The organism is Roseinatronobacter sp. S2, from assembly GCF_029581395.1.
GTDB lineage: Bacteria > Pseudomonadota > Alphaproteobacteria > Rhodobacterales > Rhodobacteraceae > Roseinatronobacter.
In genome coordinates this window covers 460599-476256 of the sequence record NZ_CP121115.1, presented here as the reverse complement: position 1 = coordinate 476256, position 15658 = coordinate 460599, and the positions used below count along the sequence as shown (strand labels likewise).

General features: G+C 54.5%; 14 protein-coding genes. 5 read left to right on the top strand and 9 right to left on the bottom strand.

Annotated elements, in window-relative coordinates:
* Position 1: 1 nt before the first annotated feature.
* From P8S53_RS19015 to P8S53_RS18990, 6 genes are all read right to left on the bottom strand, one after another.
* Entirely contained in the window at positions 2-1501 is a 1500-nt protein-coding gene (locus P8S53_RS19015) for a sugar ABC transporter ATP-binding protein (RefSeq protein WP_277806887.1), read from the bottom strand.
* A gap of 68 nt (positions 1502-1569) precedes the next feature.
* Entirely contained in the window at positions 1570-2511 is a 942-nt protein-coding gene (locus P8S53_RS19010) for a substrate-binding domain-containing protein (RefSeq protein WP_373418537.1), read from the bottom strand.
* 363 nt (positions 2512-2874) lie between these two features.
* A complete protein-coding gene (locus P8S53_RS19005; protein ID WP_277806886.1) occupies positions 2875-4185 on the bottom strand; it encodes a TRAP transporter large permease in 1311 nt (436 codons plus the stop codon).
* 9 nt (positions 4186-4194) lie between these two features.
* Complete coding sequence (locus tag P8S53_RS19000; protein WP_277806885.1) at positions 4195-4701, bottom strand: TRAP transporter small permease subunit; 507 nt, start codon at positions 4699-4701, stop codon at positions 4195-4197.
* A 61-nt stretch (positions 4702-4762) separates the two neighbouring features.
* Complete coding sequence (locus P8S53_RS18995) at positions 4763-5755, bottom strand: TRAP transporter substrate-binding protein (RefSeq protein WP_277806884.1); 993 nt, start codon at positions 5753-5755, stop codon at positions 4763-4765.
* A gap of 4 nt (positions 5756-5759) precedes the next feature.
* On the bottom strand, positions 5760-7289 hold the full coding sequence (locus P8S53_RS18990; RefSeq protein WP_277806883.1) for a DUF2817 domain-containing protein: 1530 nt from the start codon (positions 7287-7289) through the stop codon (positions 5760-5762).
* A gap of 98 nt (positions 7290-7387) precedes the next feature.
* Between P8S53_RS18990 and P8S53_RS18985 the strand changes: the two genes are divergently transcribed.
* Positions 7388-8299 (top strand): LysR family transcriptional regulator, encoded by a 912-nt coding sequence (locus tag P8S53_RS18985; RefSeq protein ID WP_277806882.1) that lies wholly within the window; start codon positions 7388-7390, stop codon positions 8297-8299.
* Positions 8300-8581: 282 nt separating this feature from the next.
* Here the strand turns inward: P8S53_RS18985 and P8S53_RS18980 are convergent, their stop codons facing one another.
* The 3 genes from P8S53_RS18980 to P8S53_RS18970 form a co-directional block, all read right to left on the bottom strand.
* Entirely contained in the window at positions 8582-8929 is a 348-nt protein-coding gene (locus P8S53_RS18980) for a hypothetical protein (protein WP_277806881.1), read from the bottom strand.
* Complete coding sequence (locus P8S53_RS18975; RefSeq protein ID WP_277806880.1) at positions 8926-9357, bottom strand: ABC transporter permease subunit; 432 nt, start codon at positions 9355-9357, stop codon at positions 8926-8928. Before P8S53_RS18975 ends, P8S53_RS18980 begins: the two co-directional genes overlap by 4 nt.
* A gap of 75 nt (positions 9358-9432) precedes the next feature.
* Positions 9433-9708 carry a hypothetical protein gene (locus P8S53_RS18970; protein WP_277806879.1) on the bottom strand — a complete coding sequence of 92 codons (276 nt, stop codon included), beginning with the start codon at positions 9706-9708 and terminating at the stop codon, positions 9433-9435.
* Between the two features lie 1082 nt (positions 9709-10790).
* Between P8S53_RS18970 and repA the strand changes: the two genes are divergently transcribed.
* The 4 genes from repA to P8S53_RS18950 all read left to right on the top strand — a co-directional run bounded on the left by repA (position 10791) and on the right by P8S53_RS18950 (position 15657).
* Positions 10791-11927 (top strand): plasmid partitioning protein RepA, encoded by a 1137-nt coding sequence (gene repA / locus P8S53_RS18965; protein ID WP_373418536.1) that lies wholly within the window; start codon positions 10791-10793, stop codon positions 11925-11927.
* Positions 11917-12876 carry a plasmid partitioning protein RepB gene (gene repB / locus P8S53_RS18960; protein WP_277806877.1) on the top strand — a complete coding sequence of 320 codons (960 nt, stop codon included), beginning with the start codon at positions 11917-11919 and terminating at the stop codon, positions 12874-12876. The genes repA and repB overlap by 11 nt, the downstream gene beginning before the upstream one ends.
* Positions 12877-13113: 237 nt before the next feature.
* The gene (locus P8S53_RS18955; protein ID WP_277806876.1) at positions 13114-14286 is read left to right on the top strand and encodes a helix-turn-helix domain-containing protein; all 1173 of its coding nucleotides are present in this window, start codon (positions 13114-13116) and stop codon (positions 14284-14286) included.
* 927 nt (positions 14287-15213) lie between these two features.
* Complete coding sequence (locus P8S53_RS18950) at positions 15214-15657, top strand: Rrf2 family transcriptional regulator (protein WP_277806875.1); 444 nt, start codon at positions 15214-15216, stop codon at positions 15655-15657.
* Position 15658 lies beyond the last annotated feature (1 nt).

The window sequence follows — 15658 nt, the reverse complement described above, 5'->3', positions numbered from 1 at the left end:
GTCAGACATGCTGTTCCTCCGTTGCGAAAATAGCGCCGACAAGGGTTTCAGTGTCTGTCGTCGCGGTGTTGAATTCCCCGGTAATCCTGCCGGAATGCATGGCGATGATGCGGTTTGCGCATTTGCGCAACTCGTCCATTTCAGACGACACCAGAATGATGCCTATACCCTGTTCTGCCAGTCCTTTCATGATCTGATATATCTGCGCCTTGGTGCGCACATCTATCCCCTTCGTCGGCTCGTCAAAGATCAGGATTTTCGGCTGGATCGCCATGGCCCGACCGATGATCGCCTTTTGCTGATTTCCCCCTGACAGGTGCGATATCTTCTTCTCCCGCGAAGGCGTGCGAATCTCATACTCATCAATGATTCTGTCCACCTCCTCGCGTTCTTTCCTGGCACGGATCCCAAGGGGAGAATTCGTCAGGTCCAGAATCGACAGGCCGATATTCTCGCGCATAGACAGGTTTGGGAAGATACCGTGGTGTTGGCGTTCCTCGGAAAGATAAAGCATTCCGCCCGCGACGCTTGCCGCCGTATCACCTAGCTTCCACGGTTCGCCCTGCATGCGCACCCGTCCGGCGCGGGCTTTGCGATAGCCAAAGATTGTCTGCATGATTTCGGACCGCCCGGACCCGACAAGGCCCGCGAAACCCAGAATTTCCCCTTGCCCAAGCCGGAACGACACATCGTCGAACTTGTCGCCCGACAGCGCGTCAACCTGCAGGATTGGCACCGTCGAGGTCGTCGCGGAAACCTCGGGGCGAAATTCGGCACCAAGCTCAAGTTTCTGCCCCGACATGGCGCGGATCAGCCTGTCTTCACTGGTGTCACCCAGCACACCCGACTCGATCTTGCGACCATTGCGCAGCACAGTGTAATCGTCACCGATGTCGAACACCTCGTCCATTTTGTGCGAGATAAAGACAATACCGATGCCACGATCATGGAAATCCTGGATTACCCTGAATACCCGCTCCACCTCGACCGATGTCAGCGAAGATGTCGGCTCATCCAGAATCAACACCTTCATCTCGGTATTGGTCGAGGCACGCGCTATCTGAAGCAATTGCTGATCGGGCACGGAAATGCGGTGCACAATATCCGAGGGGTGCGCCTCGATGCCGAAACGGTCAAGATAGCTCTGCGCCACACGCTCCATCCCGCGGCGGTTCACAAGCCCCCGAAAGCCGGATCTGTGAAACGGCATAAGCAGGTTTTCGGCCACCGTCATATGCGGAAACAGGCTCAACTCCTGCGGAACATAGGCTATATAGCGGAACAGTTCGGGATACTCGGCGGTATCCTGACCGTCGATGCGTATAGTACCGCGCGACGGCATATCGGTGCCGGTGACCATTTTGACGAAGGTCGATTTACCCGCGCCGTTCTCGCCGATCAGAACATGGGTGCGCCCGACTTCAACATCGATATCAACATCGTCAAGCGCGACGACGCCGGGAAAATCGCGGCCCAGGCCGCGCGCCTCGAGATAGGCCATGCGTTACCTCATCACTCAGGGGTGACGCGGGCCGCTTCTGCGGCCCGCGATAAAGGTGCCTTGGCCGTTCAGCCGTCGACATTGTCCTGAGTAATAAAGGCGTTGCCTGTATCTATGAAGTTTGGCACCGGCGCACCCGTCGCTTGCTGCCACAGCAGCATCACTGACCAGTAGCCCTGCAACTCAGGCTGGGACGCGGACGAACTGTCGGCCACGCCGTCACGGATCAGGTCAAGCATCTCGTCCAGATTATCGAGTCCGACAAGCTGAACCTCGCCCTGCTTGCCAGCCTCGACGATGGCCTGTCCAATGCCAACCGGCCCGGCCGCGTCGGATGCAACCCAGCCGTCAAGTTCGGGATGGGCCTGCATGATAGCCGCCGCCTGCTGCTGGGCGATCTGGATGTCGTCGTTGTCGATGCCTTCGGCAACCACTTCGATGTTAGGGTATTCCGCAAACACCTCGCGGTGACATTCGGCGCGGATCGAATGGTTCGGGGCCGAGGGCACGCCCATCATGATCGCGACCTTACCCTCCTCATTCAGAATCTCAACAAGACGACGCGAGGCAATCTTGGCCTGCTCGCAAAAATCCGAGCCGATATAGGGAATCATCATGCCTTCGGGCGGAACGCTGTCGAACAGCACAAGCGGGATTTCCTGATACTGCGCGTCCTCAAGCGAGGCGCGGTTGCCCGCCGGATCAAGAAGATCGATCGCGATACCATCCGGGCGTGTTGCAATAGAACTTTCAAGAATCTGGTTTTGCTGCACCACATCCGCTGACTGCGGCGCGGAATAGTTGATTTCCACGGTGGCCCCGGTCTGCGCCTCGATCGCGGCAGCAGCCATCTGTGCGCCATCATTCACTTTGTCAAACCACGGGTGAACCACCTTCGGGATGACGACGAAACGATAACTGTCTTTGGTTGTCGTGCCGTCCTGTGCGACGGCTGGAAACGCGCCTGCAAGCATCGCTGCCGCAGCAACGGAAAGGGCGAATCTGGACATATGTGTTCCTCCTTCAATGACAATCTGCACCCCACCTTCGGTGCATGCTCTCCGTCCTCCACAACAGAAAGTATCTTTTCTTACAAATGTAATTTCATTTTTACAAGTGAAATATGGCAAGACATTGATGCTTATACCCGCCCCCTTTGACAAATGATGCCTGCCGCTACGGCCGGCCCCGTGGAGAGAACGCTTAGCTGAATCTCAGACATTGCGGCGAAAGCGCGGCGTTTGGAGCAGCTCTTTGACGGCATCCTCAATGTGCTGAAAGCGCATCAAAATGTGCCCCTTGAGCCGCGTGGCGGATCAAACGGCGGGGCATTTCAATGAGAGGGTTCCGAATCGAAGCTGGCCCTGAACGCCTTAGCCGTAGATGACCCGCGGCAACCAAAGGACGATCTGTGGGAATATGTAAAGGATTGCGCCCCCCAGACACAGCAACACAAAGAACGGAAATGTCGCCCGTGCAACTTTCGGCAAGCTGTCTCCGGTTAGGTTCTGCAAAAGATACAGGTTGAATCCCACGGGTGGTGTGACTTGGCCCAACTCAATCATGACGACCAGAAAAATGCCGAACCAGATAGGGTCCACCCCGGCGGCCATCGCAATCGGCATCGTGATAGGCAAGCTCATGACCGTGATTGACGTGCCATCCAGAAACAACCCCAAGAAAATATAGAAAGCCGCCAGCAACAGGATAAGTTGAAACTCGCTTGGAGAAAGATTTACGATAACCTCTGCTATGGATTGCGGAAGACGCACATAGCTCATGGCCGACGCAAGGACCGCAGCGCAAACGACGAGGCTGGTAATCATCGCGGACACCTTCACCGCGCTCTTGAGGGAATCGTAAAACACCGCCCAGGTGAACTGCCGCAGGATCGCCGTGATGATGATTGTTGCAGCCAATCCAATGGCCGCCGCTTCTGACGGGGTGGCGACGCCGGAATAGATCGAGCCAAGAATAACAATCATCAGGATGATTATAGGAAGCAGCTTACGGACCGCGATGAACAAATCATGTTTGGTATAGGCTGTGTCGCGCTTGGGTGCGATTGCGGGGTCCATCAATGCACGGACCACAATATAGCCACTGTAAAGAAAAGCGATCAATAAACCTGGCAGCAGACCAGCCGCGAAAAGTCGGATAATCGACACTTCGGCAATGACGCCGTAGATAATCAGAATAATCGAAGGCGGGATCATAAGACCAAGTGTGCCCGCCCCCGCCAGTGAACCGGTCGTCAGCGCCCGGTCATAGCCCCGGGCCAGCAGTTCCCCGACGGTGATGCGCCCGACTGTCGTGGTCGTTGCGGCACTGGAGCCAGACACGGCTGCAAACATTGTGGACCCAAGAACGCTTGTGTGCAGCAATCGCCCCGGAATTCGGTTTACGAAAGGTGTTAACCCCTCGAACATGGATTGAGATAGACGCGTCCGGAACAGCAATTCACCCATCCAGATAAACAGCGGAATCGCCGAAAGCTCCCAGGACATGGAATTGCGCGAAATGATCGTCGCCGAAATCGTACCCATCCTTATCAGACTAAAGTCAGCAATGAAGAACATGCTGAACAGTCCGACAATCACAAGCGACGCCATGATCCAGATACCTGAACCAAGCGTGATGACGATAAGAACAAGTACGAACAGGCTTATTTCATAGGGTCCCATGTGAAAACCTCAGTCGATATCTTCAGGCGCATGAAGCGCCTTGGCGATCAAACCCGTTAACTGAATGCAGAAGACAATAAAGCCAACCACGACAAAGCTTTGCGGAATCCACAATGGTATCTCAAGAACGGAAATGGACGTGGTGCCACGCTCATAGTTGCGCAGCAACTGCCGGATCAGGAAGAATGTGATGAACCCGAACACACTTAAGGTAACAGCAGCATTCACAATCTCCGCTGCGACCCTTGCCCTGCCTTTCAGCGGTTGCAGTAAAATATTGACCCGCAGCAGAACTTTGTCATCCAGCGCGGCACCCAACCCCAGAAATGTCATCGCGGCAACTGCGTAACCCACGAATTCGCCCATGACAAAGGTTGATGAGGACCAGACCGCCCGAAGAACAATTTCCAGCAGAATATGCCCTGCCATCAAAACGATTGCGAGCATTGCGAAATGTGCAGCCACATTCGACAGTTGGGTGGTGAAGCGGGCGTAAACGCCAAGAAACTGTGCCACGGACTCAATCCTTATGAAAAGGGCGGACCTGATCGATGTTCAGCCCCGCCCTTTGCCATGCTTACTGCGCAGCGGTTGCGTAAGCGTCCAGTATCGCCGCGCCATCCGAGCCCATTCTTGACATCCACTCTTCCAACGCGCCGGCGCTGGCCGCCTCAAGCGTTGCCATCAGCTCAGCATTCGGATTCAGGTGCACGTTGATGTTAAGATCCGCCAGATCATCGTATGTGTCGCTCAGACGTTGTTCAAGCTCGGCCCAGATGAAATCGGACGTGTCTTCGGCCGCCTGAATGATTGCTGCCTGTTCGGCTTCACTCAGGCTTTCGAAGGTGTCGAGATTCATGTGCATAACGTTCACAGGGATCACATAGTCGACAGCAGTGTAATGGGGCAGGAATTCACCCAGCATGATGTTGGTTCCCCCCTCTGCCGACGAGATGACTGCATCCAGTGCGTTGGCCGACAACTGCGGCACAACATCGGCCCAGCTGATTTGCAGCGGGTTTGCACCGGCTTCGCGGAAGGTTTGCATAGACGTCACATCCGCCACGCGCACCCTCATGCCTTCCAGTGCCGCTGGGCTGTCCAGCGTCTCATGTGTCCAGATGCCCGACGGTGGCCAAGGCATGCTGAACAGATACATTTGATTGGCATCACCGAATACGGCGTCATAGTAGGGGCTTAGTGTTGCCTCCAATGCCAGCGCCTTATCTTTGGATGTGGCAAGAAAGGGCATGGACGGCAGGCTGAAAACCGGACTGATGCCGGAAAGCTGCCCGATAAATGTGTTCGCGATTTCTATTGCACCATCACCGACCGAATCGAAATGATCTATGGATTTGAACCCAAGCGACCCGCCGGGGTAATAGTCAATCTGCACCGATCCGTCCGTCAGATCCGCGACCCGGTCGATAAAGAAATTGTCCGCCACAGCCGCAAATGTCGTGGCTTGGTATTCATTGGCAAGGTTCAGTTTGACGTCAGCGGTTACAGGCACCGCAAGGGCGACAGCAAAGCTGGTCGCGAAAAATCTGGCAGATGTTGAATGGATCATGTCTTCACTCCGTTGGTAGGGGTTCTTGATTAAGCTCTTTGGACGCAAGATAGGCAATGCGCGCCAGCGGCAGTAGAATCTGGCTGGCAACCGCCAGCTTCTGGTTGGTGAAGTAACCTTCGCTGTTCAGCAGATTGACCGTGGCCACCAGTTCACCATCATGAATAAGCGGCAGGTTCACGATTGCGCCGCACCCAAGGCTGGTGATCAGCGCGGCATCCGCAAAATCCCTGAATATCTGTTGTTTATCATTCGCAACATAGGTCTTGCGCTTCCGCACCACGCAATCAAACCAGTCATTGTCCGACAGGCTTATCCAACCCGATACCGGATAGTTTTCGGGATCACTCGAATAAGTGCGGCGGCCCATATTCCGGCCCGCCACATAGTCCATAACAGTAAAGAGCTTTGCACCGATTTTCTTCTGCGCAACCGCTTCAAGGCACTGATAGACCGCGTCAGACGACGTCTTGCCAATAAGGGTGTTTTTGAAGTCATCGGCCATCATGTCAAATGCGATCATCTCATCCAGCGCAGCCTGGCAACATTCGAGTCCCTGCCGCGAAATTTCCGATAGCCACACAGGATCATCCGCAAACAACGCGTCTTGCAGGTCCTTCTTGATCTTGCGTCCCTGCGGTGTGTGCACGGACCCATAGTGGCGCAGCCAGTTATCTGCCCGCAAGCTGTTCAGGACGCGGCTGAAGGGATAAGTCCCATACTCCAAGATCACCTTTACAGGCGGGCGGCCCACGTCGACACGGTCCAGCACATCACAGATCAGGTTGCCGATTTTTTCCCACTCCGCGCCGGCCAAAGGCTGCTGGTCCATGCGCATCACTTCGCCAAAGCCATAAGGCCCGACACCTGTGTGTAGATCGACAATACCCAATTGCGCAGCCCCCTGACTGTGCGCCCGCACGATTGCGGTCAGGTTCCTGACAGTCCAACTCTCGAAGGTTCCGCCAAAGAACAGGCCATCGGGGTGGCTATGTTGCCCTTTCAGAACGTTCTGAACCAAGGCTTTCTCGCCATACTGGGCCACATAATCTGAAATACCGCCGTCCAGCCCGTCGCGGTTTTCTGGCCAAACTGCTGGGCACAGATCGGCGTGCAGCGCCTGGTAGGCGGCGTTGTCAGGCAGGTCCTCGAATGACCCCAGGATATTTCGGTTGGGGTCCACGTTGTTTTCATCCGTCCGCGACAGGCGCGCACACCCCACTGCATTCACGGCATGAACCAGCACCATCGCGCAATCGGCAGGAAGCGTGTCGGCAAACCTTGCAATCAACTGAAGCTGGACACCAGACCCGGCGGTCAGTTCGGTTCCGTGAACACCCGATGTCACAAAGAGAACTTTGCGCGCGTCGCGCGGTCCCATGCGCACAACATCCACCACGGCTTCGGGCAGCAACGGGTCCTGAATGGGGTGCACGAATGCTTCATGTGGCAAACCCCGTTCCCGCGCTTCCGCCAAAAACCGCTTTCGGGCTATCAAATAGGTGGCTGAAAAACTGCTCACTGCTTCAGTCACGAACGTCTCCTCGTGTGATCCGGCAAACATGAGGAGGTTCCAGTATAGAATCAAATTATTTTATTTAATAATATATACACAAATGTTATATTTGGCTGATGAAGTTCCGGCAACTCGAAGCATTCAATCATGTGATGAACAGCGGCTCTATGGTCGCTGCGGCAGCAATGATGCACATCAGCCAGCCTGCAGTAAGTCGGCTTATTTCCGACCTTGAAACAGACCTGAAATTCAGTCTGTTCAACCGCAAGCAAGGGACGCTGACACCCACTCAGAACGGCCTGGCATTCTATGAGGCTGTTGAAGAAAGTTTTATGGGCATTCAGCGCCTGGAAAACACGGCCAGGCACATTCGCGGCGAAGGGGGTCAGGTGCTGCGCGTCGCCGTGACACATTCGCTTGCAGCGACCCTGTTGCCCCCGGTATTGAAAGCCTTCAAGGCCCGCTTTCCCGATGTGAACATCGTTGTCCACTCTCACCGGCTGTCACAGATCATCCTGCGCCTGCAAAACGCTTCCGTCGACATCGCTATCGGGTCTCAGATCCCTAAGATGCCCGGTAGCAAACGCGAGCTGATCGGCCACGTCCGTCAGGTTTGCGTGATGCCCTCTGCTCATCCGCTGGCCGAAAAAGAAGTTATCTTTCCCGAGGACCTCTCCGGTGAAACGATTCTGCGCATCCGGCCCGACGGCCCGGCGAGCTGGAGCGAAGTTTTCCAGATACTTGAGGATCGCAAGGTTCCGTTCGTCGATTCATTCGAAATAGACACGTCGCTGACCGCCTATTCGCTGATCGCGCAGGGGCTGGCAATAGGGGTCATTGAACCTTTCAGTGCGCGGTTCTGGCCACCGGGCCATATTACTTTGCGTCCATTCGAGCCGAGTGTGTGTGCAACCTATTACTTCGCAACACATAACCGCCGTGGTCTGGAAATCGAACGCGACAAGTTCATCGGAATTCTAAGGGGTATGGTAAAAAAGTTGCCTGAATTCCTGTCGGACAAAACGTAACTTGCGGTTGCGAGATGAGCGGTGCTGACCACCGGCCCCCTGCCCCGCAGCATGTGACCTGACCCAAAGTGCTGCAACGTAGTCGGATCAGGTTAAAACATCCGGTCGGGTGCTGCTGGCCACCTGCGGTCTAGTTGCGCACCTTTGGGCGACGGTTTCAGGCCAGAATTCACCAGCCTTACGGTTCCATCTGAACATGACACCGCCGGAAGCCGAAAAAAAGAGCGGTCACATCTGTGACCGCCACATGTTCCGCCAAGGAAGAAAAGTGATGGAATGACGCTATTGCTGACGGGCGTAATTGCGCAGGAACGGCACGACATTGCCCGATTGCGGCTGCACATCTACCGAACTGTTGGTGTGGTAGATGTTATCGGGCCTGTACCATGGCGCGACCCATGCATTTTCGACCAGATAGGTGTTGATCTCCTGATAGATTGCAGGCTGATCATCTGCGGCGGCATATTGCACCTTGTCGACCAGACCAAGCAGCTCGGTATCCTCATACCCGACCGGGTTCCACGGGGAGTCGGGGTGCGCGAACTTATTCATCTCGGCCCAGTCACCCTGATAGCCGAAGGGCAGAATGAAAATCGGATACCGCCCGGACCGCAGCTCCGGGATGGTCATGTTCGGCGCAATGGACGCCCATTGAACCGCCACACCGATTTCGGCAAGTGCTGTTCGATGACGGGGTTGATATTGGCCATGGACGCAAGCGCGGGCATGGTTACCGAAAGCCCGTCGGGAAAGCCGGCCTGTGCCAGCGGCGCGCGGATAACCCGCAAGACATGCCGCACGATGATGCGCAGGTCCGACAGGCCCGAAACGCGGGCGGCGTCAATATACAGCTCATGCTTGACGCCAATGACAAGGTTGCGCGTCAGCCGGAAAAAGCTGGGCGACAGCATGATGCCGAAAACGATCATCGACAAATAGATCGACGCGCCAAGCGCCTGATAGAATGCCAGCAGCACAATGGCCGTCACCGGCAGCGCCAGCGATGCCAGCCAATCTGCGGGCGAGGCGTTGAAGGGAACATAGCCTGTCGCGGGCAACCAGCGCAGGATCAGCGCGAAAATGACAACAAGGATCGGGGCCGGACCAGACCGCTCTGGCGGTCAGGCATCCTGTCACCGGTCTTTGTCGAGATGCAGAAACGCCATCCAGAACTGATCTTCGAGGTGGTCCCGCTTACGTTTGGCGAAACAGCGAAAGATCTGGCAGGGGCACGGCTTGACGTGGCGTTCAAATTCCGGCGGTGTATCCAGCCCCAGAAGTGCCGCCCTGCACTTTCGCCAATCACACCGACCCTCGGCGCTCAGGCGATAGGGCGCGCGGGCCACGGCATAGCCCGCAGCATGAAGCTTGTCGAAAAGTGCCATCGCTGCCGGATGCGGATGCTGCATATTGGGCTGCCCGAACAGCCAGCCGTCTTTGTGTCATACGGCGACGGGAAATGCCAACAGCGCGACGCTGCAATGAAGCAATCAGGGATAGATTGACAAACTTGCGGCCCCTCCCCCGCAGCCAGCTTTTGCGCGAAAACCGCGCACTTTCCATCATCAGCCCTTTGCCCGCTGGTCAAACACTGGCAGTGATGCATGCCTTATATGCGCGAAATATATTATTTTTGCTTACTACTCATGCATACACACCGACAGCACCGTAGCGCCTTGTATTCTCCGCCTGCGTGCCGCCCTATGGTTCACCCATGCGTTCATTTAGAAGCAGCCGTTTAAACGTGCCGGCAGGTGAAAAAGTCGGATTTCATGCCCCCGACCGGCTATGCGCGCGTATCTGCGAAGGATCCGCCCCCCTGCCCCATTCGCGGGCGCTGAAATCCGGATGGCGGCCTTGCCTCCGGTGGAATGTTGCGACAGAAAGCGATGCGCGAACGCGCCCCTCAGAAGATGGCATTCATCATCATCGGTTAAAATGCGGCTGAAACGGGCAGAGCGGCTGGCCATCCCCCCGCGAGTAACGGCATCAGACGCCAATCCCACTCCTCCTCGTCCAGAGAGCGCGGCCATCGAAAGAATCAACTAAGCGGTGACGAAATGCAAACAAGTGCTTGTAAAGCAGAGAACAGCGTTACTAACATGGAATGAGCAACGTCAGAGGGTCACGCGTCATTTGCCCGGCTGCAACTCCTGTGGATAACTTTGGTGTGAAACTATACTTTAAAAACAAAGATTTAAACAACCTTCTTGAAGTTTCCCCGCGGCGTTGCTGCTTCATGTAGTAGTAACATGTTTCGCAAGCGCAAGATGCACGACAATATTTTTCCTTGAGTTTCCATCCGTCTGCCTGCATACCTGTAACGCGAAAAGAATGAATAATGCATCCTTCGCGTTTCTTGTAACCTGGCGGGACAGTTTGGAGCAAGTAACGCAGATCGATCAATAAAATCGGGCGGGCAAAAATGGAACCAGTGCTACATGACAAGCTTAGAGAAGACGCAGGCAGGCTCTCTGAGGCGCTTGAGCATATGTCCAAGCTCTTCCTCGCGCCAAAAGAAGAAAAGACCTTAAGAAGCTTTACAACTGCCGAAGTCGCGGAACTGTTGCGCGTAAGCGATGGCTATCTTCGCAAAGCCCATTTTGACGACCGCATTCCCGAGGTTGAACAAGGGCTGAACAACAAACGCCTCTATACCGCCGAGAACATCCTCGAAATTCGCAAGATCCTGTCACAAAATGCCAAGGATCAGTTCCAGTTTCTTCCCGGCAGACGTCCTGGCGACAAGCTGCAAATCTGGTCTACCGTCAACTTCAAGGGCGGGTCCAGCAAGACAACGACGACAGTTACGCTTGGCATGCGGCTGGCATTGCGCGGGTATCGCGTTTGTCTGGTCGATGCCGATCCGCAGGCCTCGCTGACGACCTTTTTCGGATATCAACCCGAGCTGGATTTTCGGCACGGCGGAACACTATATGACGCAATCCGCTACAATGACGGGGACACGTCGCGCAGTCCGATCACGGATGTTTTGCGCAAAACCTACTTCCCCAATCTGGATATTGTTCCCGGCGGGATCATGCTTTCGGAGTTTGAGACTGAAACCCCCACGGCGTTAAGCAGGGGCGAGCAACCCGTATTTTTCAACCGGATCAGGGATTCCTTACGGCAGGTAGAGGATGACTACGATATCGTCCTGATCGATTGCCCGCCACAACTGGGCTACCTGACGATGGCCGCCGTTTGTGCGTCGACCTCTCTGCTTATGACGATTATTCCCGAACGCGTGGATCTGGCATCGGCAAGCCAGTTTCTGACCATGGCGTCAGGTGTGCTAGAGGTGTTGCATTCCAATGGCGGGATCGGGTCTTACGATAATTTTGCCTACCTGCTTACTCGTTTTGACACTGCAATCAGCACGCAACAGGATTTGGCGGAATGGATCCGGCAACTACTTGGCGATAGCGTGATCAAAACGCCATTTGTCAAATCCTCTGCTGTCAGTGAAGCAGGACTATCGCAGAAAACCATTTTCGAGGTTGATCTGGCAGGGTCCAAGAACCGGAAAACATATGATCGCGCTTTGGAATCCGTGATCAGTTTTTCTGACGATATTGAAAAGATGATCCAAAGCGCATGGGGTCGGGGGGGCACCAATGAAACGTGATCTTCTTGCCAAGAGTTTGGCGCAGATGGGAACCAAAGCGCCTGAACAGACAGCAACACCACCCAAAGCGGCAGAGGGCACTCCTCGGTCGCTCAAAAGCATGTCTGACGTGCTCTCTCAGGTTTCGGCGCAATCAGCCCAGGACGTAGATGTCAACGAGATTGCCGATTCCGAAATTGCAGACCGGTTTGACGTGAACGAGGGTCTGGGCGACCTGATCGAGTCCATACGCACTTCGGGACAGCAGCTGCCTGCGCTGCTTCGGTATCGTCGCGGGGCAGGACCGCGGTATGAGGTCGTATATGGCCGCCGCAGGATCGCCGCCTGTCGTGTGCTTGGGGTCAAGGTCAAGGCCTATATCAAGGAAATGGACCAGCGCGAGGCATTGGTCTCTCAAGCGCTGGAAAACTCTGCCCGCCTTGAACGTAGCTTCATCGAGCAGGCCATTTTCGCAACAAAGCTGGAAGAGCAAGGCTTCTCCAGGGCCGAGATCGGCGATGTCCTTGCCGTTGATAAGGGCACGTTAAGCAAGCTTATCGGCGTTGCCCGCGAGGTTCCGGATGCCGTGATCTACAAGATTGGCGCAGCCCATGATGCCGGTCGCAGGCCATGGCTTGAACTAAGACGCTTGGTCAAGATCGAAGCCGCCCCGCGCGAACGCGAGATGCTATCCCTTATACCGGATCACGGATCACCCGCAGAGAAGCTGTCATCCACAATCGAGGCATTGCAGGCGATCGAGGAAAGCTTAGCGCGCGAATCAAAACCGAAGGCAGGACCAATTTCGGCTGTCCCGCTGACACGGATAGATAAGACGCCGGTTTTGTTCAGAACCAAGGGCAACCGCCTTGTGATCGAGGTTTCAGAAAAGAAAGAACAGGGTTTCATCGGCTTTGTCGAAGAAAATCTGGAGAAAATCTATGAGGATTGGAAAAGTCGTAATGGCTGATAATCAAACAAAATACCAGTAACTCATTGATTCTATTATGGTTGGCCATGGCCAACACATAAGGTGCAGGCAACAACAACGAGCAAGGAGGCAGACCTAAGAGCAAAAAGAAACCCCCCGAAGGCGGTGAAGCACTCCAGAGGGTCCCGATTTACTAGCACTTCATTGGTACCCCGAAAATTGAATCTCTGCAACACCGATTTTGGTGAACGGTAAACTTTTGCCGTCTGAAATCACATGAAACCAGAAAAAGTCACGACTTCTGAAGTCGAGGCACGGCAGAGCTGTGCCCTGCAACACCCCCTGCCCCTTCAGGGTATGGGCACTGTTGAGCAACAACCGTTCTTCAAACCCATAGCAAGACGAGAATTGATGGCCGCGGTCAACACTGTCGCGAAAGACCTTGGCTTGCGCGCGCCATCGGTCATGGTAATCGATGCCCTGCTAAGCTGCCTGCCATGCAAAGATCCGAAATCCGGCGCAGACAATCCCATCACACCGCTGACACTGCTGACAGTTTACGCGGCAAATGCAACGCTATGCTTCCGGGCCAAAGGTATCACGGACCGTCAACTACGCCGGCATCTGGAACGCCTTGAAGAAGTTGGACTTATCCGGCGCAAAGACAGCGCAAACGGCAAACGGTTCCCTATTCAACGCAACGGGCGCGTCGTAGGCGCCTTCGGGATTGATCTGTCCCCGCTTCTGGAACAGTCTGAAAAGCTGTGCACCTTGGCGGAAACACGCCGCAAGGAAGCGACAGAACTGCGCGGTCTGCGGTCCTACATTCAGAAGCTACGCATGGATTGCCAGCGCCTGCCGTTGACCGAGGAACTAAGCGCGTTTCTGGACGCCACCCGCAATATCATGCGGCGCGCCGGCACCACACTGACGCAAGCGCACGCTATCATCACGAAGCTGACCAGTATACTGATGGACACGTCCAGGCACGTTATTGGCCCCGCACAGATGCAGCAAGACACAGCTGAACACACAGAAAAGGAAGATGCACCAACACAAGAGCAGTGTCATAAAGCAGCCGATTTGCCCGCCACAGACGGACAAAATGACCGCCACAAAGAGCCACCAAAATCATATACAAAAAAAACAACGTCAAATCCTTTTCCAGAGTTCTGGAGAAGTCTTGCGTGTTTGTCAGAGTTCTATCCAGACATACCCAGCACGAAGAACATGGTCGTTCAGATTATCTTCGAGTTTGGGAGAATGCTAAGAATAAAGGAAAGCACCCTTACTAAGGCCATTGTGAAGATTGGCTATAAGGAAACCCTGATCCAACAGAACCGCATTGCAAGTAAAGGTGATGAAGTTAAGAACCCAGACACATATCTGATGTCTATCATCACAAACGCTGTTCAAGTTGGCCATGGCCAACTTGAACAAGTCAATTAGGAAAAAACGATAAATGAACGGCGCGCAGGCGACCATCCGCATGAAAGCCCCGCCATTTCCCTTGGGTAATCCCATATGCAGGGTTATGGCAGATGCCCCACATTCTAAGCAAAACGGGTTTAGACATACAAACAAAGCACGGCTGAATTCGCATAAAACATGCCGTGTCATCCCCGAACCGCCTGACACAGATCGAACGATAACTGAACCCTGCCCCTATGAATGCCGATAATACCCGAAGCGATGCTCAGAAACAGATAATGGATTTCTCCTTGGACCGAGATCATAAGCAATATTTCAAACATCGGCCAATGCGACGCTGGGACACCGGTCGCATTGGCCATGCGCGGTAGTTGTGCGTCGATGTATCATTGCGCAGTCTGTTTCCTGCCTGATGTCACTCTCTTCGAACGGCCCGTCGATGTTGGCCGCGGCCAACATCGCGTTCTTGTAAATCCGCGCCGGCACCAGGACGGGAACATATGTCAGCCAATGCTGACCGACACTAAATGCCTGCCCAGCCCGTGGAATTCAACGTCAGTGGGCGGGGCAGGGGGCTGATCCACTGTTCAGATGCAGGCATGATCAATCATCTTCATGAAACAGGACCCGCTTGAAACGGCATGCTTATGTTCAAATCAAGCCCTGATTCTGCTGGAGTCCTTACATTGAGTGCTATACAATTCGAACTATTCCGGTGCGTGGTAAACGGCTATCCGATACACTCAACCAATGATCCCTATGTAGTGTGCAAAAGGGATAATTTTTGCACATATAATACTTTAAGTCCCTGACAACCTGATATGTTGCCAAGAAGGTTCTGACCCATCGGATATCCCAATACGAGCCCTGTATGTCTGCGGAATACACCAAGAAGTAATAGGACGATTATTGACACTTCATTTAATTCGTAACATCTATGGTTACATGAAAAGAGACAGTCGGCTTTCATCCGTTCTTCATGCACTGCTGCATATTGCAGAACACGATGGTCCAATCACATCTGATGTGTTGGGGCAGTGCCTTGGGGCGAACCCCGTTGTGGTGCGACGCACTATGGGATTGCTGCGCGATGCAGGGCTGGTATCCGCGGCAAGGGGGCATGCAGGAGGGTGGCGCATCTCGGTCGATCTGGCGACTGTAAACCTGCGCCAGTTGCATGAAGCATTGGGCGAGCCTGCCATTTTTGCCATCGGTAACCGCAACGAAAACCCGCAATGCCTGGTTGAGCAGTCGGTCAATGCCGCGCTTGAGGATGCCTTTACTGACGCGGAAGCGTTGCTGATGAAACGCTTCGAGAATGTGACGCTGGCTGATCTGGCCCAGGATTTTTCCCGTCGCCATGCAGGCAGGCGGGACGTGAAGGAGTAGC

What these genes read in the sequence shown, in the direction of transcription:
- P8S53_RS19010 (WP_373418537.1), bottom strand. Translation starts at nt 2,511, where the DNA reads ATGTCCAGATTCGCCCTTTCCGTTGCTGCGGCAGCGATGCTTGCAGGC.
- P8S53_RS18950 (WP_277806875.1), top strand. Translation starts at nt 15,214, where the DNA reads ATGAAAAGAGACAGTCGGCTTTCATCCGTTCTTCATGCACTGCTGCAT.
- repB (WP_277806877.1), top strand. Translation starts at nt 11,917, where the DNA reads ATGAAACGTGATCTTCTTGCCAAGAGTTTGGCGCAGATGGGAACCAAA.
- P8S53_RS18985 (WP_277806882.1), top strand. Translation starts at nt 7,388, where the DNA reads ATGAAGTTCCGGCAACTCGAAGCATTCAATCATGTGATGAACAGCGGC.
- P8S53_RS18955 (WP_277806876.1), top strand. Translation starts at nt 13,114, where the DNA reads ATGAAACCAGAAAAAGTCACGACTTCTGAAGTCGAGGCACGGCAGAGC.
- P8S53_RS18980 (WP_277806881.1), bottom strand. Translation starts at nt 8,929, where the DNA reads ATGACCATCCCGGAGCTGCGGTCCGGGCGGTATCCGATTTTCATTCTG.
- repA (WP_373418536.1), top strand. Translation starts at nt 10,791, where the DNA reads ATGTCCAAGCTCTTCCTCGCGCCAAAAGAAGAAAAGACCTTAAGAAGC.
- P8S53_RS19005 (WP_277806886.1), bottom strand. Translation starts at nt 4,185, where the DNA reads ATGGGACCCTATGAAATAAGCCTGTTCGTACTTGTTCTTATCGTCATC.
- P8S53_RS19015 (WP_277806887.1), bottom strand. Translation starts at nt 1,501, where the DNA reads ATGGCCTATCTCGAGGCGCGCGGCCTGGGCCGCGATTTTCCCGGCGTC.
- P8S53_RS18995 (WP_277806884.1), bottom strand. Translation starts at nt 5,755, where the DNA reads ATGATCCATTCAACATCTGCCAGATTTTTCGCGACCAGCTTTGCTGTC.
- P8S53_RS18970 (WP_277806879.1), bottom strand. Translation starts at nt 9,708, where the DNA reads ATGCAGCATCCGCATCCGGCAGCGATGGCACTTTTCGACAAGCTTCAT.